22 protein-coding genes and 1 pseudogene are annotated in these 20,238 nt (G+C 69.4%); 14 read left to right on the top strand and 9 right to left on the bottom strand.

The genetic code is table 11. The features are described from left to right. Nucleotide 1: 1 nt before the first annotated feature. The 9 genes and pseudogenes from AB0I51_RS02025 (at nucleotide 2) to AB0I51_RS02065 (ending at nucleotide 7,222) form a co-directional block, all read left to right on the top strand. Nucleotides 2–919, top strand: a complete 918-nt coding sequence (locus AB0I51_RS02025) for an SCO2523 family variant P-loop protein (RefSeq protein ID WP_362970409.1) — start codon at nucleotides 2–4, stop codon at nucleotides 917–919. Beyond that, the gene (locus tag AB0I51_RS02030) at nucleotides 916–1,905 is read left to right on the top strand and encodes an SCO2522 family protein (RefSeq protein ID WP_362970411.1); all 990 of its coding nucleotides are present in this window, start codon (nucleotides 916–918) and stop codon (nucleotides 1,903–1,905) included. Before AB0I51_RS02025 ends, AB0I51_RS02030 begins: the two co-directional genes overlap by 4 nt. Beyond that, nucleotides 1,902–2,870: an SCO2521 family protein gene (locus AB0I51_RS02035; protein ID WP_362970413.1), complete on the top strand. Its 969-nt coding sequence runs from the start codon at nucleotides 1,902–1,904 to the stop codon at nucleotides 2,868–2,870. Before AB0I51_RS02030 ends, AB0I51_RS02035 begins: the two co-directional genes overlap by 4 nt. A 130-nt stretch (nucleotides 2,871–3,000) precedes the next feature. After that, nucleotides 3,001–3,942 carry a hypothetical protein gene (locus tag AB0I51_RS02040; RefSeq protein ID WP_362970415.1) on the top strand — a complete coding sequence of 314 codons (942 nt, stop codon included), beginning with the start codon at nucleotides 3,001–3,003 and terminating at the stop codon, nucleotides 3,940–3,942. 89 nt (nucleotides 3,943–4,031) lie between these two features. Next, a pseudogene (locus AB0I51_RS02045) lies at nucleotides 4,032–4,379 on the top strand (VOC family protein); the annotation flags it as partial. Between the two features lie 368 nt (nucleotides 4,380–4,747). Next, complete coding sequence (locus AB0I51_RS02050; protein WP_362970417.1) at nucleotides 4,748–4,963, top strand: hypothetical protein; 216 nt, start codon at nucleotides 4,748–4,750, stop codon at nucleotides 4,961–4,963. 57 nt (nucleotides 4,964–5,020) lie between these two features. Next, a complete protein-coding gene (gene recO, locus AB0I51_RS02055) occupies nucleotides 5,021–5,770 on the top strand; it encodes a DNA repair protein RecO (RefSeq protein WP_362970419.1) in 750 nt (249 codons plus the stop codon). 42 nt (nucleotides 5,771–5,812) lie between these two features. Continuing rightward, on the top strand, nucleotides 5,813–6,664 hold the full coding sequence (locus AB0I51_RS02060) for an isoprenyl transferase (protein ID WP_362970421.1): 852 nt from the start codon (nucleotides 5,813–5,815) through the stop codon (nucleotides 6,662–6,664). A gap of 24 nt (nucleotides 6,665–6,688) precedes the next feature. Beyond that, nucleotides 6,689–7,222 (top strand): YcxB family protein, encoded by a 534-nt coding sequence (locus tag AB0I51_RS02065; RefSeq protein WP_362970422.1) that lies wholly within the window; start codon nucleotides 6,689–6,691, stop codon nucleotides 7,220–7,222. On the opposite strand, the gene AB0I51_RS02070 is transcribed toward AB0I51_RS02065, so the two are convergent. From AB0I51_RS02070 to AB0I51_RS02085, 4 genes are read right to left on the bottom strand one after another with little or no spacing between them, the layout of a single operon-like run. Further along, the gene (locus AB0I51_RS02070; RefSeq protein WP_362970424.1) at nucleotides 7,219–7,641 is read right to left on the bottom strand and encodes a transcriptional repressor; all 423 of its coding nucleotides are present in this window, start codon (nucleotides 7,639–7,641) and stop codon (nucleotides 7,219–7,221) included. The two genes, AB0I51_RS02065 and AB0I51_RS02070, sit on opposite strands and share 4 nt — an antisense overlap. Before the next feature lie 59 nt (nucleotides 7,642–7,700). Beyond that, complete coding sequence (locus AB0I51_RS02075; RefSeq protein WP_362970426.1) at nucleotides 7,701–8,603, bottom strand: metal ABC transporter permease; 903 nt, start codon at nucleotides 8,601–8,603, stop codon at nucleotides 7,701–7,703. A 16-nt stretch (nucleotides 8,604–8,619) separates the two neighbouring features. Beyond that, on the bottom strand, nucleotides 8,620–9,387 hold the full coding sequence (locus AB0I51_RS02080) for a metal ABC transporter ATP-binding protein (protein WP_362970428.1): 768 nt from the start codon (nucleotides 9,385–9,387) through the stop codon (nucleotides 8,620–8,622). A 32-nt stretch (nucleotides 9,388–9,419) separates the two neighbouring features. Continuing rightward, the gene (locus AB0I51_RS02085) at nucleotides 9,420–10,376 is read right to left on the bottom strand and encodes a metal ABC transporter substrate-binding protein (protein WP_362970430.1); all 957 of its coding nucleotides are present in this window, start codon (nucleotides 10,374–10,376) and stop codon (nucleotides 9,420–9,422) included. Between the two features lie 185 nt (nucleotides 10,377–10,561). Here AB0I51_RS02085 and AB0I51_RS02090 point away from each other — a divergent pair, with 185 nt between their 5' ends. Beyond that, nucleotides 10,562–11,944: a glycine--tRNA ligase gene (locus AB0I51_RS02090; protein ID WP_362970432.1), complete on the top strand. Its 1,383-nt coding sequence runs from the start codon at nucleotides 10,562–10,564 to the stop codon at nucleotides 11,942–11,944. Nucleotides 11,945–12,124: 180 nt separating this feature from the next. Next, nucleotides 12,125–12,736: a LysE family translocator gene (locus tag AB0I51_RS02095; RefSeq protein WP_362970434.1), complete on the top strand. Its 612-nt coding sequence runs from the start codon at nucleotides 12,125–12,127 to the stop codon at nucleotides 12,734–12,736. A gap of 3 nt (nucleotides 12,737–12,739) precedes the next feature. Here the strand turns inward: AB0I51_RS02095 and AB0I51_RS02100 are convergent, their stop codons facing one another. Beyond that, on the bottom strand, nucleotides 12,740–13,786 hold the full coding sequence (locus AB0I51_RS02100; RefSeq protein ID WP_362970436.1) for a chitinase: 1,047 nt from the start codon (nucleotides 13,784–13,786) through the stop codon (nucleotides 12,740–12,742). A gap of 152 nt (nucleotides 13,787–13,938) precedes the next feature. Here AB0I51_RS02100 and AB0I51_RS02105 point away from each other — a divergent pair, with 152 nt between their 5' ends. Further along, nucleotides 13,939–14,949 carry an aldo/keto reductase gene (locus AB0I51_RS02105; RefSeq protein ID WP_362970438.1) on the top strand — a complete coding sequence of 337 codons (1,011 nt, stop codon included), beginning with the start codon at nucleotides 13,939–13,941 and terminating at the stop codon, nucleotides 14,947–14,949. Between the two features lie 26 nt (nucleotides 14,950–14,975). Then, nucleotides 14,976–15,560 carry a TetR family transcriptional regulator gene (locus AB0I51_RS02110; protein ID WP_362970440.1) on the top strand — a complete coding sequence of 195 codons (585 nt, stop codon included), beginning with the start codon at nucleotides 14,976–14,978 and terminating at the stop codon, nucleotides 15,558–15,560. Between the two features lie 21 nt (nucleotides 15,561–15,581). Here the strand turns inward: AB0I51_RS02110 and AB0I51_RS02115 are convergent, their stop codons facing one another. The 3 genes from AB0I51_RS02115 to AB0I51_RS02125 form a co-directional block, all read right to left on the bottom strand. After that, nucleotides 15,582–16,715, bottom strand: a complete 1,134-nt coding sequence (locus AB0I51_RS02115; RefSeq protein ID WP_362970442.1) for a serine hydrolase domain-containing protein — start codon at nucleotides 16,713–16,715, stop codon at nucleotides 15,582–15,584. 99 nt (nucleotides 16,716–16,814) lie between these two features. Then, a complete protein-coding gene (locus tag AB0I51_RS02120) occupies nucleotides 16,815–17,021 on the bottom strand; it encodes a hypothetical protein (protein WP_362970444.1) in 207 nt (68 codons plus the stop codon). 122 nt (nucleotides 17,022–17,143) lie between these two features. Then, nucleotides 17,144–18,571, bottom strand: a complete 1,428-nt coding sequence (locus tag AB0I51_RS02125) for an MFS transporter (RefSeq protein ID WP_362970446.1) — start codon at nucleotides 18,569–18,571, stop codon at nucleotides 17,144–17,146. Nucleotides 18,572–18,672: 101 nt separating this feature from the next. Between AB0I51_RS02125 and AB0I51_RS02130 the strand changes: the two genes are divergently transcribed. After that, nucleotides 18,673–19,569, top strand: a complete 897-nt coding sequence (locus tag AB0I51_RS02130) for a helix-turn-helix transcriptional regulator (protein WP_362970448.1) — start codon at nucleotides 18,673–18,675, stop codon at nucleotides 19,567–19,569. A gap of 21 nt (nucleotides 19,570–19,590) precedes the next feature. On the opposite strand, the gene AB0I51_RS02135 is transcribed toward AB0I51_RS02130, so the two are convergent. After that, nucleotides 19,591–20,172, bottom strand: a complete 582-nt coding sequence (locus AB0I51_RS02135; protein ID WP_362970450.1) for a hypothetical protein — start codon at nucleotides 20,170–20,172, stop codon at nucleotides 19,591–19,593. Nucleotides 20,173–20,238: the final 66 nt, after the last annotated feature.

Raw genomic sequence — 20,238 nt, forward strand, 5'->3', positions numbered from 1 at the left:
CGTGCTGATCTTCGCGGCCTCCGACAAGGGAGGTACGGGCCGTTCCGTGACCAGCGTCAACCTCACCTACCAACGGGCGCTCATGGGGGACGACGTCTGCTACCTGGACTTCGACTTCGGTTCGCCCACCGCCGCGACCGTTTTCGACGTGCCGCACGCCCGCCTGGCCGCCGACGACCGCGGACTGCACTCCTACCTGATGGGCGAGATCGCGGAACCGGTCAGGATTGACGTCTGGGCGGACACCGAACACCGGGTGCTGCGCAACCGGCCGCCCGGAGCGGGGCGGTTGATCCTGATGCCTGGTGACCTCAGCGGCGGCGAGTTCGCCACCTCCGGGGACAACCTGCGCCGCTGCGTGGACCTCCTGCTGCGCCTCAACAGCGAGTTCGACCTGATCGTCGTCGACCTCAGCGCCGGCCGCAGCTACGCCGTCGACATGGCACTGGCTGCCACCTCGCAGCGCTCGATGAGCGGCGTCCAGGCCCGCTGGCTGGTCTTCCACCGCTGGACCCGCCAGCACGTGGAGGCCGCGGCGAGCCTCGTCCACGGCAAGCGCGGCATCCTGGCCGGCGGTGTCGCCCGCGGCCATGACGAGGACGCGCTGCGCGGCGCCATCCGCTTCGTACGGGCCGCCGTACCCGACCCCGACTCGGCGCTGTGGTCGCAGGCCACGCCCACCCAGTCGGCGTGGATGCAGCAGTGCGACGCCGAACTGAAGCAGCTCGCCTCGCACCACGGCATCGGATACAGCCAGGTGCTCGGCTCGGTGCCCCTCGAACCGGTCCTCCAGTGGCGTGAGCAGCTCATCACCGACGAGGACGTGCTGGACAGCCAGATCGCCACCATGGAGACCTGGCAGGCGCTCAGCGACTTGGCCGCGCGGCTCACCGACGACAAGTACTGGGAGGAGGCATGACGGAGGCCGTCTTCCGGGAGACAACCGCGTACCCGCTCACCCAGTCCGTGCCGCTGGCCCATCTCTCGCTGGAGCTGGGCCACCTCTACATGGAGGACTTCCAAGCGGGCCCCGAGCGGCTGCGCGAACATTTCGCAGAGGTGCGGATCTGGGTCGACGCGGCCCGAGCGTCCGCCGCCCGTCGCACCGGCGGCAAACGTCCCCGTATCAGTACGTGCTTCCTGATCGACGACTACTTCACCCGCTTCTCCACCCCGGCCGAACTGATCCCGCTGATCCTGGAAGAGGCCGGGAAAGCCGGGCTCGTCATCGACTACCTGGCCCGCGAGTCGGGTTGCGCGGTCGCCGACCGGATCGAACTGGCCGAATCCGTCATGCACCGCCTGGTGGAATCCCCGCCGCCGGGCAGCTACGGCTCCCGCCCCCCGGTCGGCCAGACCGGCTGGCTCGCCAACGGGCAACGCACCACCCCCACCCGCAGCGCCCTCGCAGAGATCGTCACCTGGCAGCCGCCCCAGGAGACCGCCGCGCGCAACCACTCGGTCTTCATGGACGTCGAGTTGTGGTCCGAGACTGACAGAGGACGCCTGTGGTCCTGCCCGTTCCTGGCCGCCGTATGGCAGTTGGCCCGCCTCGGTCTGCTACGGCACTTGGGCGAGCCCGTGTTGGTCCCGCGCATCTGGTCCGACCCCGACTACCCGCGCGACTGGGACCGACTGCCGCCGCTGCTCAAACTCAGCGACACCCGGGTCTCGTTCAGCGCCTACCGCACCTGCACGCTGATGCCGAACCGGTTCCTCGCCGTCGAGGACGCCGTACGGCTGATCCTCGACCAGGTGGACGTCGACTCAGAAGCGCTAGACCAGGTCGCCAAGCGGTCCGCGGGCGAGGGCATCGCCGTACCGGAGGCGGTCGCGCGGCGCGCCACGTACGTCTTCTACGAGGAACCCGCCAACCCCTGTACCAAAAAAGGGGACTTGACATGACGGCACCTGGACTCCGTACCCGTCCGGTGCTCGCCTGCGGCGAGGTGCGCACCTGTCTGCTGCCGTCCCTCCAGACGCTGGACCGCCGGGCCGCCGAGCAACTGCTGAGGCTGCGGGCCGACGAACACGTACGGGTGTCCGAGCGGCCCAATCTGTACGCCCGATCGCCCGAGGTCCTGACTGGAGTGGACTGCCGACTGCCCGCCGCGAACGGTGCCAAGGTCCGGGCCGTCGGCACGGTGGCCGCCCACGCGGCACTCACCGAGGGGCGCGTACTGCAGTCCACCGCCTACTTCAGCGCCCCGGCCGACGGCCCTGACAACCGTCGTCCCTGGGGCCAGTATCTCGTTCGGCCCGGAGTGGTCGAGCCGTTCGGGAAACTTCCTGAACAGGCCGTCGCGCAGGGCGTGTTGCGCGGTGGCCGACGCGGCGAGCTGGACCTGGGGATGATCGCGGAGGGGCTGCTGGCGCAGTTGGTGCGGGATCCGATCCTCGACCAGAAGGCGCCGTTCAAGTCACGCCGTACCCACCTGCGATGGGCCGCGCGACGGACCCCTGCGGGCGAGGGGCCGTCGCTGGACCGCTTCACGCTGGCCGAGGACGGGCTGAGGACGGTCGAGTTGAGGGTGCCGGAGAGTGTTTCGACGGTCGCGGTGGCGGGGCTGTGCGAAGACCTGGCGTTGCACGACTGGCTGTTGACGACGCTGGTGCACATTCTGGAGAACAGCCGGCTTGCTGCGGCGGACGGGCCCGAGGCGGTCCTGGCGCTGCGCCCGGCCGTGGATCATCTGCTGCATCTGTGGATGCCGCGCGCACACGTGGATCGCGGACTGGGACATCTGTGGGACGTACTCGAACGGGAACCCGGCTTCACCCGGCAGTGGCAGACGTCGGTTCAGCGCATCCGTGACCAACTGGCCCTCCAGGCCATACCGTTGCTGCACAAGGCTCTGGCATCGCGCTGACCGGAACAGGTCCTGGGAACGATCCGTCGGGGGGACAGTCATGGATGGAGCGTCCGGGACACCGGATCCGGCGGCGTCGGGGGGCGTGCGCATACCTCCTGTCCTGCTGAAGACACTGGTCACTTTTGTCGTGGCCACCATCGCGTACGTGATCACCAACCTGATCAACCAGTCGCAGGACGAGATGTGGCAGCTCGCGGTCTCCATCGTCATCGGTGGTGCCGCGCTCATCGTCCAGTACATGATTGACTTCGAGCGGCGGCTGGCGTCGGTCGAGGGCGGCCAGCGTGTGCAGAGCGGGGACATCGGTGACGCGTTGGCCGCGCATCACCGTGAGATGAAGGACATGGTCCAGGAGAAGTTTCAACTGGTCGGTGATGTGACCAAGCTCTTCAGCGAGTTGGAGCGGTCCGGCATGGGTGCCGAGCAGGTGCGTCGGCTCGTCGAGAGTGCCACCAGGTTGGGGGACCAGGGTCCGGAGATCGCCAGAGCCTTCGCGCGGGGCGAGATGGACCGCCTCGCCGTGTTCGTGGAGGACCTGGCCACCAGGGTAGTGAGCTGGCGCGGCGACCCGAACGAACAACTCGTCCGCCTCACCGGTCATACGACGGTGAGTATCGACGCCACCAGCACATTCGTGGACGTGGCCTATTGGGACACCAAGGACGCGCAGGACTATCTGCAGGTGCAGCGGAGCGCGATCGAGCGACGCGGGGTGAGGGTGCGGCGCCTCTTCATCGTGCCCCGCCCCGATGACGTCAACGAAAAACTGCTGCAGATCTGCGAGTTTCAAAGAGGTCTGGGCATAGAGGCGCGCGTCGTGATTCTGTCTCAGGTGCCGCCCGGTGTGGGGCGCGGCGGGCGGCGGGACTTCATGATCTTCGACGGCGAGCTGTACTTCGAGATGAACTCGGACGTGGCCAGAGAGGAGTCCAGGAGTGAGCTGAACGCACGGAGATCCCGGGTAACCGAGCAGATCGCACAGTTCGATCAACTGTGGGGGGTCACCTCGCGCGACCTGCCGGACCTCCCCGAACCCGTGCGTCCGGCCGATCCGCGACCACCAGCGTGACCCTGTCCCGCCGACGACCCTGAAACCAGTTCGTCCACGCCCAACTCCTCCAACACGCCACAGGTTCTTTTCATGGCTAGGAGGCTCTTGTGGCGTGTCGTATCAGTGCGCTCGTGCTCGGTTGCCGGGACTCCCAGGCGCCGGCGCGGTTCTGGTGCGAGGTTTTCGGCTTCGTCCTGCTTGAGAGCGAGAAGGGGCAGTAGACGGAGATCGGGGCGCCCGAAGGATTCGGCGGTCCGCATCCGACGATCTTCTTCAGCCGCCGGGACGAGCCGGAACCGGGGAAGTCCCGCGGCACATCGACGTCAACCCCACGGACCGCGATCGGGCCGCCGAACTCGAACGCCTGCTGAAATCGGGCGCGCGCTTCGCCGACATTTCGCCAGATCGGGGACGCGCAGTGGCGTGTCCTCGCTGACCCCGGAGGCAATGAGTTCTTCGCTCGAAGCCCGTGTCAATTCGCTCTGATCGACCCGCTCCGGTCAACTCGTTTCTGCTCACTCCGAATGTTTTCCGAATGGCCTGTTCGAACTGGCCGACAAAGGTGCCGTCGCCGTCCGAGCTCGGCTCCGCCGAACTTCCGAGCCGTCTGCCGTGAACCGTTGGCCATGGCCAACCCCCTTGTCCCGCACGGCATTTGTGCTCGACAGACTCCTGCCGAGTGTAGGGGTGCGGGGGCTCCCTCGAGTTGAGAAGCGTGAAACTCGAAAAGAGAGGGGAGCCAGGTGTGGGCACACTGCTCGGAGGCGAAGGACACCTTGATGGCATTGCGGATTCGGGTGCGAGGAGAGTGATGGAGCCGCCGATGAAGCCGACTGTCGGATCGGTCGCGGTGGACACCCGGACCGGGAGAGTGGGCATCGTCATGGGACACGAGGGACCCTACGTCCAGCTGCGGCCGTACGGCGGCGGGCGGGAGTGGGACGTCGAACCGGCCGCCGTGCGTGACGCGACCCCGGCCGAGCGGCTGAGGGCGGCGACCGCGTATGCGAACGCCCGCAGCCGGGGCGAGGTGCCTTGACGCCCTGATGCCGCCAGGCGTCGTGGGGGCGCGGAGCCGTAGGGGACAATGGGCGCCATGAGTCTGTTCCGCGACGACGGCATCGTGCTGCGCACCCAGAAGCTGGGTGAGGCGGACCGGATCATCACGCTGCTCACGCGGGGTCACGGGCGGGTACGCGCGGTGGCGCGCGGGGTGCGGCGGACCAAGTCGAAGTTCGGGGCCAGGCTGGAGCCCTTCTCGCATGTGGACGTGCAGTTCTTCGCGCGGGGGAGTGAACTCGTCGGCCGCGGGCTGCCGTTGTGCACACAGAGTGAGACCATCGCTCCGTACGGTGGCGGGATTGTCGCCGATTACGCGCGGTACACCGCCGGTACGGCCATGCTGGAGACCGCCGAGCGGTTCACCGACCACGAGGGCGAGCCCGCCGTACAGCAGTATCTGCTGCTGGTGGGCGGGTTGCGGACGCTGGCCGGCGGGGAGCACGCGCCGCATCTGATTCTCGATGCGTTTCTGCTGAGGTCGCTCGCGGTCAACGGGTACGCCCCGAGCTTCGGGGACTGTGCGAAGTGCGGGATGGCGGGACCCAACCGGTTCTTCTCCGTGGCGTCCGGCGGGGTCGTCTGCGCCGACTGCCGGGTGGCCGGCAGCGTCGTACCCTCACCGCAGGCCCTCGAACTGCTCGGTGCGCTGCTCACGGGAGACTGGGAGACGGCGGACGCGTGCGAGGCGCGCCATGTGCGGGAGGGGAGCGGGCTGGTGTCCGCCTATCTGCACTGGCATCTGGAACGCGGACTGCGCTCGCTGCGGTACGTGGAGAAGTCGTAAGCACGGACGAGTACAGGTAAGTACAGAGGAGACGAGAAGCACATGGCCGTACGCGGGATCCTGGGGCGCCAGCGGCGCGAGTACAAGGCGCCGGAGCCGCACCCGTCCGGGGCCCGTGCGCCGAAGCTGCCGGGTGAGCTGATCCCGAAGCACGTGGCGATCGTCATGGACGGGAACGGGCGGTGGGCGAAGGAGCGCGGGCTGCCGCGCACCGAGGGCCACAAGGTCGGCGCCGAGCGGGTGTTGGACGTGCTGCAGGGCGGCGTCGAGATGGGTGTCGGCGCGATCTCGCTGTATGCCTTCTCCACCGAGAACTGGAAGCGCTCGCCCGACGAGGTGCGCTTCCTGATGAACTTCAACCGCGACTTCATCCGCAAGACCCGCGACACCCTCGACGAACTCGGCATCCGGGTGCGGTGGGTGGGCCGGATGCCCAAACTGTGGCGGTCGGTCGCCAAGGAGCTCCAGATCGCCCAGGAGCAGACCAAGAACAACGACGCGCTCACGCTGTACTTCTGCATGAACTACGGCGGCCAGGCCGAAATCGGCGACGCGGCACGGGCGTTGGCGGAGGACGTGAAGGCCGGCAAGCTCGACCCGGCCAAGGTCAACGAGAAGACCCTCGCGAAGTACCTGTACTACCCGGACATGCCGGACGTGGACCTGTTCCTGCGCCCCAGCGGCGAGCAGCGCACCTCCAACTTCCTTCTCTGGCAGAGCGCTTACGCCGAGCTGGTCTTCCAGGACGTGCTGTGGCCGGACTTCGACCGACGTGACCTGTGGCGCGCCTGCGTCGAATTCGCCCAGCGGGACCGGCGGTTCGGCGGCGCGGTACCGAACGAGAAGCTGCTCGCCATGGAGGCGGCGATGCGGGGGCGGCCCGAGGAGGGCTAGTCGCTACGGCTACCATCCCGCCTCATGGACATGGGGCGGGACGACGTGGCGGGGCGAGTGGTCGAGCTGGAGTACCGGCCGGTCGTCGAGGACTTCGCGGCGGCGCTGAGAGCGCGCAGGAGCCTTGTCCCGTCGACACGAAGACAACTCTGGCTGCTGGGGATCGCGGCCTTCTTCACCGTGCTGGCGATCGCGACCTCGCTGGCCAAGGGCGGGTCGTTGCCGATCCCGCTGATCGCCGGTGTGGGCGCCGTGGTGGTGTTCCTGGTGTTCGTGCCGCGGATCCAGGCCCGCCAGTTCCAGCGCCTCGCGGAGCGGCGGGGCGTGATCCGGGTGACCGTGACGGACGCCGGGGTCACCGTGGCCGGCGACGACTTGTTCACCTCGCTCAACTGGACCGTGCAGCCCCGCTACCGGGAGACGGCGGACGGCTTCTACATGTTCAGCCCCGAGAAGAACGCCGCCCACTTCACGCTGCTGCCCAAGCGCGCCCTGCGGGACCCCGCCGACGCGGACCGGCTGCGGGCGATCCTCGACGCCCACCTGAGCCGGGTCTAGGCCTGACCGGCCGCCGCCGCGCACTCCGCGCAGGTGCCGAAGATCTCCACCGTGTGTGCCACGTTCACATAGCCGTGTTCCGCCGCGATCGCCTCCGCCCACTTCTCGACGGCCGGGCCCTCGACCTCGACCGCCTTGCCGCAGACGCGGCAGACCAGGTGGTGGTGGTGATCGCCGCTGGAGCAGCGGCGGTAGACGGACTCGCCTTCGTCGGTGCGCAGGACGTCCACCTCGCCGGCGTCGGCGAGGGACTGGAGGGTGCGGTAGACCGTGGTCAGGCCGACCGAGTCGCCTTTGTGCTTGAGCATGTCGTGCAGTTCCTGGGCGCTGCGGAACTCGTCGACCTCGTTGAGCGCCGCCGACACGGCGGCACGCTGGCGGGTGGATCGTCCCTTCACGGGCGGGCCGGCCGTCGTCACCGTTGCCTCCTCACGTCTGCACTTTGCCGGGCCATTGTGCCAGCCCGGACTGTGCTCGGTCAGACGCCGACCTCGTCGGCGGCCCCCCGGGTGGCTGGAATCACGCATTCCACCGGGTCCCCGGCGGGTCGCGCGGCGGCTGCCGCCCGGGCCCGGCGGCGGCCGAGCGGGGTCGCGAGGGCGGTGAGCGCGATGAACGCTCCGATGGTCAGGAGCACGATCGTCGCGCCGGGCGGGACGTTCTGGTAGTACGAGGTGACCGTGCCGCCGATGGTCACGCTCACGCCGATCGCCACCGCGATCACGAAAGTCGCGGCGAAGCTCCGGCTCAGCTGCTGGGCGGCGGCCACCGGGACCACCATCAGCGCGCTGACCAGCAGTAGCCCGACCACGCGCATCGCGACCGTCACCGTGACGGCCGCCGTGACCGCGGTCAGCAGGTTCAGCGCGCGCACCGGCAGGCCGGTGACCCGGGCGAACTCCTCGTCCTGGCTCACCGCGAACAGCTGCCTGCGCAGCCCCAGCGTGACCACCACCACGAAGGCCGCGAGCAGGCAGATCGCGGTCACGTCGGACTGCGAGACCGTCGACAGGGATCCGAAGAGGTACGACGTGAGGTTCGCGTTGGAGCCCGTGGGCGCGAGGTTGATGAACATCACGCCGCCGGCCATACCGCCGTAGAAGAGCATCGCGAGGGCGATGTCGCCGCGGGTCTTGCCGTACCAGCGGATCAGTTCCATGAGGATCGCGCCGAGGACGGAGACCGCGGTGGCCATCCAGACCGGGGAGGTGTTCAGCAGGAAGCCGAGGCCCACGCCCGTCATGGCGACATGGCCTATGCCGTCGCCCATGAGGGCCTGGCGCCGCATGACGAGGTAGATGCCGACGGCGGGGGCGGTGATGCCGACCAGGACGGCGGCGAGCAGGGCCCGCTGCATGAAGGCGTAGTTCAGGAAGTCCATGAGATCGTCGGTCCCGTCAGCTCAGCAGTCCGGTGCGGATCGGTTCGGCGTCCGCCGCCGAGTGCGGGTGTACGTGGTCGTGGCCGGGCAGGGCGTGCTGGCCGAGGGCGCGCGGGGGCGGGCCGTCGTGCTGGACACAGCCGTCGCGCAGGACGACCGCCCGGTCGATCAGGGGCTCCAGCGGGCCGAGTTCGTGCAGGACGAGCAACACCGTTGTGCCCTCGGTGACTTGGCGGGACAGGGTGTCCGCAAGCACCTGCTGGCTGGCCAGGTCGACGCCCGCCATCGGCTCGTCCATGATCAGCAGTTCGGGTTCGGCGGCGAGCGCGCGGGCGATCAGCACCCGCTGGTGCTGGCCGCCGGACAGGGCGTTGACCGAGTCCTTGGCGCGGTCGGCCATGCCGACCAGCTCCAGGGCGTGCCGTACGGCCTCGTGGTCCGCCTTGCGCAGCAGGCCGAAGCGGGTGCGGGAGAGGCGGCCGGAGGTGACGATCTCGGTGACCGTGGCGGGCACTCCGCCCGCGGCCGTGGTGCGCTGCGGTACGTAACCCACGCGCCGCCAGTCCCGGAAGCGGGCCCGGTCCGTGCCGAAGAGTTCGATCTCGCCCTCGCTCAGCGGGACTTGGCCGATGACCGTGCGGATCGCGGTCGACTTGCCGGAGCCGTTGGCGCCGAGCAGCGCGACGACCTCACCGCGGTGCACGGTGAGGTCGATGCCGCGCAGGACGGGGCGCGAACCCAGCTCGGCGCGGACTCCGCGCAGCGATATGACGGGCTCGCTCATGACGTCGTCCTCCGCGCTGTTCATCGTGTCGATCACTTACTTCCCAGGGCGGTCTGCAGCGCCTTGAGGTTGGCTCGCTGGACCGCGAAGTAGTCCGTGCCGCGGGACTTCTTGGTGATGCCCTCGATGGGGTCGAGGACGTCGGTCTTCAGATGCGCGTCGGCGGCGATGGTCTTCGCGGTCTTGTCGCTGACGAGCGTCTCGTAGAACACGGTGGTGACGCCGTCGGCCTTGGCCATCTTCTCAAGGTCCTTCACCCGCTCGGCACTGGGCTCCGACTCGGGGTCGAGGCCGTTGATGGCCTCCTCGGTGAGGCCGTAGCGCTCGGCGAGGTAGCCGAAGGCGGCGTGGGTGGTGATGAACACCTTCGTCCTGGTGTTCGCGAGGCCGGTCCTGAACTCGGTGTTGAGCGCGTCCAGTTTCTTGACCAGGGCCGCGGTGCGCGTCCTGTAGTCGGCCGCGTTCTTCGGGTCGGCCTTCTCGAAGGACTTGCCGACGCCCTCGGCGACCTGGGCGTAGCGCACCGGGTCGAGCCAGATGTGCGGGTCGAGGCCGGCCAGCTCCTCGTTCTTCGAGGTGTCGTGGGAGGCCGCGTGGCCGCCGACCTCGTTGCCGTGCTTCTCCAGCGTGGTCAGGTCGGCGGCGTCGATCTTCGTCTTGATCTCGGACTGGTCGACCGCCTTGTCGACGGCGGGCTGGAGGTTCTTGAGGTAGAGCACCGCGTCGGACTCCTGGAGCGCGACGATCTGCTGCGCACTGATCTCCAGGTCGTGCGGCTCCTGGCCGGGCTTGGTGAGGCTGGTGACGTGGACGTGACTGCCGCCGATCTGCTCGGCCAGGTACTGCAGCGGGTAGAACGACGCGACGACGTCGAACTTGTCCGTGTTGGCGGCAGCCGCGCTGTCGGAGCAGGCGGAGAGGGTCCCGAGGCCGAGGGCGGTGGCCGCTGCTATCGCGATCCCGGATATGTGGCGTCGTCGTACGTTCATGACAGTCATTTTCAACTGAGATGGAAACCGTTGTCAACAAGCTGCGGTCGGGGAACCGATTTGATACGAGGGCAGGAGACGCCGGTAACCTAAGTCATTCGCCCGCCCGTCTCCCGATCGCCACCCCTCATCGAGGCGCTTCGCGCCGCCCCTCCTTACCGTCCATTCGTCATGAAGAGAGCATCGTGGCCGCCGACAAGATCGACACCATCGTCAGCCTGAGCAAGCGCCGTGGCTTCGTTTACCCGTGCAGTGAGATCTACGGCGGCCAGAAGGCCGCCTGGGACTACGGACCCCTGGGTGTCGAGCTCAAGGAGAACCTGAAGCGCCAGTGGTGGCGCTACATGGTGACGTCGCGCGAGGACGTGGTCGGTATCGACTCGTCCGTGATCCTGGCCCCCGAGGTGTGGGTCGCCTCCGGCCATGTCGCCACCTTCTCCGACCCGCTGACCGAGTGCACCGCGTGTCACAAGCGGTTCCGTGCGGACCACCTGGAAGAGGCGTACGAGGCCAAGCACGGCCGCGCCCCCGAGAACGGCCTCGCCGACGTCAACTGCCCCAACTGCGGCAACAAGGGCCAGTTCACCGAGCCCAAGCAGTTCTCCGGCCTGCTCTCCACCCACCTCGGCCCGACGCAGGACACCGGCTCCATCGCCTACCTGCGCCCCGAGACGGCCCAGGGCATCTTCACCAACTTCGGCCAGGTGCTGACCACTTCGCGCAAGAAGCCGCCGTTCGGCATCGCGCAGATGGGCAAGTCCTTCCGCAACGAGATCACGCCCGGCAACTTCATCTTCCGCACGCGCGAGTTCGAGCAGATGGAGATGGAGTTCTTCGTCAAGCCGGGCGAGGACGAGAAGTGGCAGGAGTACTGGATGCAGGAGCGCTGGAACTGGTACACCGGCCTGGGCCTGCGCGAGGAGAACATGCGGTGGTACGACCACCCCCAGGAGAAGCTCTCCCACTACTCCAAGCGCACCGCCGACATCGAGTACCGCTTCCAGTTCGGCGGCAACGAGTGGGGTGAGCTGGAGGGCGTCGCCAACCGCACCGACTACGACCTCACCGCGCACTCCAAGGCCTCCGGCCAGGACCTCCACTTCTTCGACCAGGAGGCCCAGGAGCGCTGGACGCCGTACGTCATCGAGCCGGCCGCCGGTGTCGGCCGCGCGATGCTCGCGTTCCTGCTCGACGCGTACGTCGAGGACGAAGCGCCCAACGCCAAGGGCAAGTTGGAGAAGCGCACGGTGCTGCGCCTCGACCACCGCCTGGCCCCGGTGAAGGTCGCGGTGCTCCCGCTGTCCCGCAACCCCGAGCTGTCCCCGAAGGCCAAGGGCCTCGCCCAGGCGCTGCGGCAGAACTGGAACATCGAGTTCGACGACGCCGGCGCCATCGGCCGCCGCTACCGCCGCCAGGACGAGATCGGCACGCCGTACTGCGTGACGGTCGACTTCGACACCCTTGAGGACAACGCGGTGACGGTCCGCGAGCGCGACTCGATGAAGCAGGAGCGGGTGTCGCTGGACCAGATCGAGGGCTACCTCGCCGGGCGTCTCGTCGGCGCGTAGGTCTGTCGGAGGCGCCGTCTCCGGGGGCTGCGCCTCGGGACCCCCGCTTCGGCCCTGAAGGGGCCTCGTCCGCAAACGCCGGACGGGCTGGAAATGCCCGTCCGGCGTTGGTGATTGGTCCCCGATACCGGCGGCCCATTGGCCCTGCCACGAGGTCCGCGGCTCCGCCAGGCTGGCCCCATGAGCCTCGCCTTTCTCCTCACCACCCTCGTCGTGGTCGTCACCCCCGGCACCGGCGTCGTCTACACCCTCGCCGCCGGTCTCTCCCGGGGGCGCCGCGCGAGCGTCCTCGCGGCCTTCGCCTGCACGCTCGGGATCGTGCCGCACGTGCTGGCCACCGTCGTCGGGCTGGCCGCGCTGCTCAACGCCAGTGCCGCCGCCTTCCAGGTCCTCAAGTACGCCGGTGTCGCCTATCTCCTCTACATGGCATGGGCGACCGTGAAGGACAAGGCGGCGATCGACGTCGACCAGGACAGCGCGCCGATTTCCGCCGGCCGTGTGATCGTCCGGGGAGTGCTGATCAACATCCTCAACCCGAAGCTGACGATCTTCTTCTTCGCCTTCCTGCCGCAGTTCGTGAGTCCCCACGAACCCCACTCCGCCGTAAGGATGTTGGCGCTCAGCGGAGTCTTCATGCTGGCGACGTTCGTCGTCTTCGCGGCGTACGGCGTCCTCGCCGCCTCGGTCCGCAGCCACGTCACCTCACGACCGGGGGTGATGACATGGCTGCGGCGGAGCTTCGCGGGGTCGTTCGTGGCGCTCGGGGCGAAGCTCGCCCTCACGGCCAGATGAACCTCAACGCCCTTGCAGCGCCTTCACGTTGTCGCCGAACGTCCAGTTCTTCGAGCCGTCCCAGTTGATCGACCAGGTCATCAGGCCCTTGAGGGACGTGCCGTAGTGCGTCCAGGCCTGGGAGACCAGTGACGGGGTCATGTAGCCGCCGCCCGCGCCCGATTGGGCGGGCAGGCCCGGGACCTGCTTGTCGTAGGGGACCTTGATCGTCGTTCCCTGGACGACCAGGCCCTTGTTGAGGCAGTCGGTCTGGGCCGTGAAGCCCGCGACGGTGCCGGCGGAGTAGGAGTCGCCGGAGCAGCCGTACATGCTGCCGTTGTAGTACTGCATGTTGAGCCACCACAGGCGGCCGTTGTCCGCGTACTTCTTGACGATCGGGAGGTATGCGCCCCAGATCGAGCCGTACGTGATGCTGCCGCCGGTGACGTAGGCGGTCTCCGGGGCCGTCGTCAGGCCGAAGTTGGACGGCATCTGGGCGAGGATGCCGTCGATGATGCGGATCAAGTTGGCCTGGGACGTGGAGAGTTGGCTGATGTTTCCGCTGCCGACCAGGCCCGTCTCGATGTCTATGTCGATGCCGTCGAAGTTGTACTTCTTCAGGATCGGGACGATCGTCGAGACGAACTTGTCGGCCACGGTGGACGAGCTGAGGTCGATGCCCGCCGCCGCGCCGCCGATCGACATCAGGATCGTCTGGCCCGACGCCTTCGCCGCGCACATCTCGGCGGGCGTTGCCACCTTCACGCCCGTGTCCATGCCGTCCTCCCACAGCGCGGTGCCGTCGGAGCGGATGACCGGGAAGGCCGCGTTGATCACGTTGTAACCGTGGGCGGCGATCGCGGAGTTGGTGATCGGGGTCCAGCCGAAGGGCGGGTGGACGCCGTTGGCGGAGCCGTCCCAGTTCTCCCAGTAGCCCTGGAGGACCTTCCCGGCCGGGCGCGACTTGACCGCGCAGGTGTCGGCGGCCGCGGCGGTGGGGGCGGTGGCGATTCCGAGGGGGATGACGAGGGTGGCCGCGGTGAGGGCGGCGGTGAGCAGGCGGCGGAGCATACGGGGCCTCCCGGTGGGGGTGCGGTGAGGTGTCGTATGCATGACACTGCTCGTGGTCCAGACCTTTCGTCAAGAGGTCTGTACCAGCCTCGTCGGCAAGTATGGAATGACAGATATTGAAATCTGTCATCTGTCATGCGAAGGTGGTCCGCATGACGATCCCCACGCGCTCACTCGGTACCACCGGTCCCCAGGTCTCCGCCCTCGGCCTCGGCTGCATGGGCATGTCCGCGCTGTACGGCGAAGCGGACCGGAGCGAATCCGTCGCGACCATCCACGCCGCCCTCGAAGCAGGCGTGACACTCCTCGACACCGGCGACTTCTACGCCATGGGCCACAACGAGATGCTGATCGGCGAGGCCCTGCGCGCCGCCCCCGCCGCCCTTCGCGAACAGGCCCTCACCAGCGTGAAGTTCGGGGCCCTGCGCGGTCCGGACAACGGCTGGTACGGCTACGACGGCCGGCCCGGCGCCGTCAGGAACTTCGCCGCCTACTCCCTCCAGCGCCTCGGCGTCGACCACATCGACGTGTACCGGATCGCCCGGGTCGACCCGGACGTACCGATCGAGGAGACGGTCGGCGCGATCGCCGAACTGGTCGAACAGGGCTACGTCCGGCACATCGGCCTCAGCGAGGTCGGTGCCGACACCATCCGCCGGGCCGCCGCCGTCGCGCCCATCGCGGACGTTCAGCTGGAGTACGCGCTGATCACCCGGGGCATCGAGGACCGCATCCTGCCGACCACCCGTGAACTGGGTATCTCCGTCACCGCGTACGGCGTGCTGTCCCGAGGCCTGATCTCCGGGCACTTCACGCCCGACCGGCAGCTCGGCGCGAGCGACTTCCGGGCGCACTCGCCGCGCTTCCAGGGCGAGAACCTGCAGCACAACCTCAGCCTGGTCGAGCAGTTGCGGAAGATCGCCGAGCAGAAGGGCGTCTCCGTCGCGCAGCTCGCCATCGCCTGGGTGCTGTCCCGGGGCGAGGACATCGTGCCGGTGATCGGCGCACGCACCCGGGAGCGGCTGACGGAGTCGCTGGACGCGCTGGACGTCGTACTGGACGCGGCGGACCTGGCCGCGATCGAGGCGGCCGTACCGGCGGACTCGGCGCTCGGTGAGCGCTACCCCGCCGAGGCGATGGCGCATCTCGACAGCGAGCACTGATCCCGCCTGCGGGTACGGTCTTCTCCATGGCAGCGAGCGAGACCCTGACCGCCGAGCGCATCCTCGAAGCGACCGAGGAGGTGCTGCGCCGCCACGGCCCGGCGAAGGCGACCGTGGTGGACGTGGCCCGCGCGCTCGGCGTCAGCCATGGCACCGTCTACCGGCACTTCCGCACGAAGGCGGCGCTGCGGGAGGCGGTCACCCAGCGCTGGCTGGACCGTACGTCGCAGGCGCTGTCCCGTTTCGTGACGGAGGACCGCGACCCGGAGGAGCGGGTGCGGGACTGGCTGGCAGGGCTGTTCGAGGCCAAGCGGCAGAAGGCGGGCGGCGATCCCGAACTCTTCGCCACGTACTCCGTCCTCGCCGAGGAGGCGGGCGAGACGGTCCGCGGGCACATCGACGAGCTGACCGGCCAGCTCACCGAGATAGTCCGGGCGGGCATCGGCACCGGCGTCTTCACGGTCCCCGACCCGGCCGTGGCCGCCCGCGCGGTCTTCCAGGCCACCGGCCGCTTCCACGACCCGTCGTACGCGCGGGAGTGGCGGAAGCCGGGCGTGGAGGCGGAGTTCGAGGCGATGGTGGAGCTGTTGCTGCGGGGGCTGCGGGGCTGAACCGGGCCCGAGTGGAGAGCGTCAGCGCCCCGCCGTGCACCGCCAGAAGTCCCTCATCACCTTCATCGGGCTCGGGCCCGTCATGGCGACCTGGGTCAGCAGGATCGTCACGGTGCCGGTCGGCGGGACGATGTGGGCCGTGGTGCCGGTGCCGCCGATCCAGCCGTAGCGGCCGGGGACGTTCCACGGGTCGATCGGGGTGACGTCGGCCTGGCCGCCGTAGCCCCAGCCCTGGCCTTCCAGGAAGAGGGTCGCGGCCTCGCGCTGGGCGGCCGTGAGGTGGTTCGTGGTCATGCGGCTCACCGAGGTGGGGGTGAGGAGTCCCTGCCCGCCGGCCAGCAGCATGCGGGCGAACGCCAGCCAGTCGTCGGCCGTGGAGACCAGGCCCCCGCCGCCCGAGGGGAAACGCGGCAGGCGGCTGAAGTCGCCGTCCGGGGTGTCCGTCAGGCGCAGGGTGCCGTCCTCGGCCGGGGCGTAGGACGAGGTGAAACGGTGCCGCTTCGACGCCGGCACCTCGAACCCGGTGTCCCGCATGCCCAGCGGTTCGAAGATCCGCTCCGCCAGGAAGTCGGGGAGAGCCCGGCCCGACACCCGGGCGACCAGGATGCCCTGAAGGGCGGACGAGGTGCCGTACAGCCAGGCCTCGCCCGGCTGGTGCAGCATCGGCACCTGGGCGAGCAGGCCCAGCCAGGTGTCCGGGTCCGGCCAGTCCTGGAAGGGGCGGCTGTGGTCCTGCACCGCGAACAGAGCCTGCGCGGCGGGCAGCGCGAAGTCGGCGGGCAGACCCCAGCCGGTGCGGGAACTGAGCAGGTCCTCCACGGTGACCGGGCGCTCGGCCGGCACGACCTCGTCGACGGGACTCGCGGGGGTGCGGACCACCATCGGCTTCGCCAGCTCCGGGAGCCACTCGGTCACCGGGTCGTCGAGCCCGATCCGGCCCTCGTCCACCAGCATCAGCAGCGCCGCCGCCGTGATCGGCTTGGTGATCGACGCGATCCGGAAGATCGAGTCCCGGGCCATCGGCGCGCCGCCCCCGGCATCCACCGAGCCGACCGCCACCACCTCCACATCACCACCCCGGGCCACCAGACCCACGGCGCCGGGGACGGCCCCGTCCTGGACGTGTCGGATCAGCGTCTCGCGCAGGTCGCTCATCGGTGGGCCTTCCGGTGCCGGTCGCGGTCGTGGACATAGACGTGGTGCCTACGAGGGATACGACCGGCGCGGCCACCGAAACTCATCGGCGGTCCGCGCCTACGCCGCCGACGGGTCCACCGTCGCCTGGTGCTCCTCGGCCAGATGCTCCTCCGCCTTCAGCCAGGGCAGGAACTGCGCGCTCTTCTTCCAGCCGCAGGTGTCGCACACGATCGTGCGCTGCGCGCCCTTGCGCTGCACGCGGACGACATGTTCCCGCCCGTGCTGGTCCCAGCGGCTCACCTTGCTGGTGTTGATCTGCAACATGCGCCTCGCCTCCGCTCAGGAGTCTCCGGCAAGGAGTGTGCAGCAAGACCAACATCAACGGGGCGCAATTCACGGCGAGTTGTCCAAGCTGTGAACATGCCATCCGGCGGTTCGTCCGGCTTTCAGCCGATCGTGCGCGGCAGCCGCAGGCTGAGCAGCCCGGTCAGCACCACCCCGGCCAGCTGCACCAACAGCGTTGTCACCAGGGCGTCCCGCATGCCCATGCCCGGAATCAGCGACAGGAACAGCGTGCCCAGCGTGGCCACGCCCAGCGCCAGCGCCGACTGCTGGGTGGTCACCATCACGCCCGCGCCCACGCCGGCCCGGGCCGGCGGCACCTCGGACAGGATGATGCGGAAGATGATGGGCAGTTGGAGCGCCTGACCGACGCCCGCGACCGCCATCCCCGGCAGCAGTTCGACGAAGCCCAGGTCCGGCCAGGAGCGCCACGCGGCCAGCGCGATCAGCCCCACGCCCACCCCCTGCACGACCGATCCCGCCGCCACGACCCGCGTGCCGTACCGGGTCACCAGGCGCGGCCCGGCGAGCGAGACCAGGAAGAACGCCACCGCCATCGGGGCGAGCGCCAGGCCCGCCGCGACCGGGCCCAGGTCGGCGCCGCGCTGCAGCGCCACCGCGATCACGAACATGAATCCGCTGAAGCCGATCGACAGCGGCAGGACGATCATCAACCCGCGCCGCAGCGAGGTCAGCGCCAGCAGACTCGGCGGCACCAGCGGCGTACGGCCCTGCCGGTCCGCCCTGCGCTCCACCGCGTAGAACGCGGACACGATCCCCGGGAACGCGGCCAGCGACAGCCACGTCCACAGCGGCCAGCCCGCCGCCCGGCCCTCGGTCAGCGGCACCAGCAGCGCCAGCAGCGACGCGGCCAGCAGGAAGGTGCCGGGCACGTCCACCGGCTCCGGGTGCTGCGAACGCGTCTCCGGTACGACCTTGGCGGCCAGCACCAGACCGACGATGACGACCGGCACGTTCACCAGGAACACCGCGCGCCAGCCGGTACCGGCTATGTCGGCGGCGACCAGGACCCCGCCGAGGATCTGGCCCGCCACCATGGCGAGGCCGGCCGTCGCGCCGTACAGCCCCATCGCCTTGGCGCGGCGCGGGCCCTGGGTCGCGGCCTGGATGGTGGCGAGGACCTGCGGGAGCATCGCGGCGGAGGCCGCGCCCTGCGTGATCCGCGCGGCGACCAGTGTCCACGCGGTGGGTGCGAGGCCGCAGGCCAGCGAGGTCACACCGAAGGCGGCCATCCCGCCCAGGAAGAGCCGGCGGCGCCCGAACAGGTCGCCGAGCCGGCCGCCGAGGACGAGCAGCACGGCGTACGAGACTCCGTAGCCGGCGACGACGAGTTCGAGGACGGCCTCGCTCGCCGAGAGGTCTTTGCCGATGGTCGGCAGGGCCACGTTGACGATGAAGAAGTCGATGAGGGGCAGCGCCGCGGCCAGCAGCACCGTGAACAGTCCGAGGCCGCCGAGCACGGGTGGCGCCGCCGGGGACCGGACGGTGCGGGAAGCGATGGTTTCGGTCACGCCGACGAGCCTGCGCCTCTCGTCAGACTGGTACCAGAGTGTCCTTGTCCTGGTAGCAGGACTACCTGGAAACAGGGTCCGTACGACGGCAGACTGGAGTCATGACGACCATGGCACAGGAGACGGCGGCAACGACAGGGGCGGCGCGAACGACGGCTCCGCAGACCGCGTCGACGATCCGGCGCCATGAACTCGCCGCGTTCCTGCGCCACCGCCGCGAGCACATCGCCCCCGAGCAGGTCGGCCTGCCGCGCGGCACCCGGCGCCGTACGCCGGGCCTGCGCCGCGAGGAGGTCGCGCAGCTCGCCGCGGTCGGTGTCACCTGGTACACGTGGCTCGAACAGGCCCGGGACATCCAGGTCTCCGTACAGGTCCTCGACGCGCTGGCCCGCACCCTGCTGCTCGACCGCAGCGAGCGCAGCCACCTGTTCCAGCTGGCCGACGCGACCGATCCGCAGCCGGCCACCGTCTGCCCGGTCGTCACGCCCGCGCTGCAGGCGATGCTGGACCAGCTGGACCCGATCCCGGCCTGTCTGCAGAACGCCCGGTACGACATCCTCGCCTACAACCGCACCTACGGGCTGCTGCTGTGCGACCTGGACGCGGTGCCGCCCGAGGACCGCAACTGCATGATCCTCTCCTACACGCACGAGGAGTGGCGGTCCTCGATCGTGCACCTGGAGAAGACCCAGCGGCTCATGGCCGCCCGCTTCCGGGGCTCGATGGCCAACCATCTCGCCGACCCCACCTGGAAGACCCTGCTCAAGCGGCTGCACACGTCCCCCGAGTTCCGCGAGGTCTGGGACCGCCACGAGGTGATGGGCGCCAGCCCGCGCCGCAAGGAGTTCCGCAACGCCCACGTCGGCCGCCTCACGGTCGACCACACCGACCTGTGGCTGGGCCCATCGAGGGGCCCGCGGATGGTGACGTACGCACCGGTGGACGAGGAGTCGAGGGAGCGGCTGGAGAGGCTGCACGCGCTCGCACTGGAGAAGTGAGGCCGGGCCGCCTCCGCCGCGTCACGGCCTCGGGTGTCCCGACCGGTTGTACCTCGGGTTGCTCAGGGTCATGCACTCCCGGCCCCGGCTCAGGTCCTGTACGACCTCTTCCCAGCCCGGGTCGTCCAGCGGCTCGTAGCCGTCACGGACGTGCTCGGCGAAGGTCCACCAGTTCTCGAAGTTCGGTGCCGCGTGGCGCAACGCGTCGGCGTGGTTGGTCTGGAGGTCGGAGGGCCGGGTCGGACCGGGCATCCGGCTGCCCCACTCCAGGCCGTCGTCCTTGCGCAGCGCGGCCAGCCGGTACGGTATGTCGCCCGAGCCGAAGCTGTGCGGATGGAGGCTCAGCGCCGGCCGGACGACGCGGAGGAGCTCCGCCCCGGGATGCGGACCGAGCCCGATGGTGTGCTCGAAGATCCGGCGCAGCCGCTCGCAGATCGCCTCGCAGAGGAACTTGGTGAACCAGAGGGCGTCGCTTTCGAAGTACTGCCGGCCGACGCCGAGCAGCACCGCGTCGGTGTCGTACACCAGCCAGAAGCCGTGGCCTTCGAGGCCGTGGCTCTCCGAATGGCGGAGGTGGCAGGCGCGGAGCCGGCCGAGCGGCAAACCGCTCGACCCGTTTGCGGCGCCGGGGCGTCCCCCGTCGGGTGATGGTCAACGACCGACCGGCGA

The organism is Streptomyces sp. NPDC050549 (assembly GCF_040655035.1).
In the GTDB taxonomy this organism is placed as follows: domain Bacteria; phylum Actinomycetota; class Actinomycetes; order Streptomycetales; family Streptomycetaceae; genus Streptomyces.

Coding starts and splice junctions, on each gene's coding strand:
- AB0I51_RS02030 (WP_362970411.1), top strand. CDS start 916: ATGACGGAGGCCGTCTTCCGGGAGACAACCGCGTACCCGCTCACCCAG.
- AB0I51_RS02035 (WP_362970413.1), top strand. CDS start 1,902: ATGACGGCACCTGGACTCCGTACCCGTCCGGTGCTCGCCTGCGGCGAG.
- AB0I51_RS02050 (WP_362970417.1), top strand. CDS start 4,748: ATGAAGCCGACTGTCGGATCGGTCGCGGTGGACACCCGGACCGGGAGA.
- recO (WP_362970419.1), top strand. CDS start 5,021: ATGAGTCTGTTCCGCGACGACGGCATCGTGCTGCGCACCCAGAAGCTG.
- AB0I51_RS02060 (WP_362970421.1), top strand. CDS start 5,813: ATGGCCGTACGCGGGATCCTGGGGCGCCAGCGGCGCGAGTACAAGGCG.
- AB0I51_RS02065 (WP_362970422.1), top strand. CDS start 6,689: ATGGACATGGGGCGGGACGACGTGGCGGGGCGAGTGGTCGAGCTGGAG.
- AB0I51_RS02075 (WP_362970426.1), bottom strand. CDS start 8,603: ATGGACTTCCTGAACTACGCCTTCATGCAGCGGGCCCTGCTCGCCGCC.
- AB0I51_RS02080 (WP_362970428.1), bottom strand. CDS start 9,387: ATGAGCGAGCCCGTCATATCGCTGCGCGGAGTCCGCGCCGAGCTGGGT.
- AB0I51_RS02085 (WP_362970430.1), bottom strand. CDS start 10,376: ATGAACGTACGACGACGCCACATATCCGGGATCGCGATAGCAGCGGCC.
- AB0I51_RS02095 (WP_362970434.1), top strand. CDS start 12,125: ATGAGCCTCGCCTTTCTCCTCACCACCCTCGTCGTGGTCGTCACCCCC.
- AB0I51_RS02100 (WP_362970436.1), bottom strand. CDS start 13,786: ATGCTCCGCCGCCTGCTCACCGCCGCCCTCACCGCGGCCACCCTCGTC.
- AB0I51_RS02105 (WP_362970438.1), top strand. CDS start 13,939: ATGACGATCCCCACGCGCTCACTCGGTACCACCGGTCCCCAGGTCTCC.
- AB0I51_RS02110 (WP_362970440.1), top strand. CDS start 14,976: ATGGCAGCGAGCGAGACCCTGACCGCCGAGCGCATCCTCGAAGCGACC.
- AB0I51_RS02115 (WP_362970442.1), bottom strand. CDS start 16,715: ATGAGCGACCTGCGCGAGACGCTGATCCGACACGTCCAGGACGGGGCC.
- AB0I51_RS02120 (WP_362970444.1), bottom strand. CDS start 17,021: ATGTTGCAGATCAACACCAGCAAGGTGAGCCGCTGGGACCAGCACGGG.
- AB0I51_RS02130 (WP_362970448.1), top strand. CDS start 18,673: ATGACGACCATGGCACAGGAGACGGCGGCAACGACAGGGGCGGCGCGA.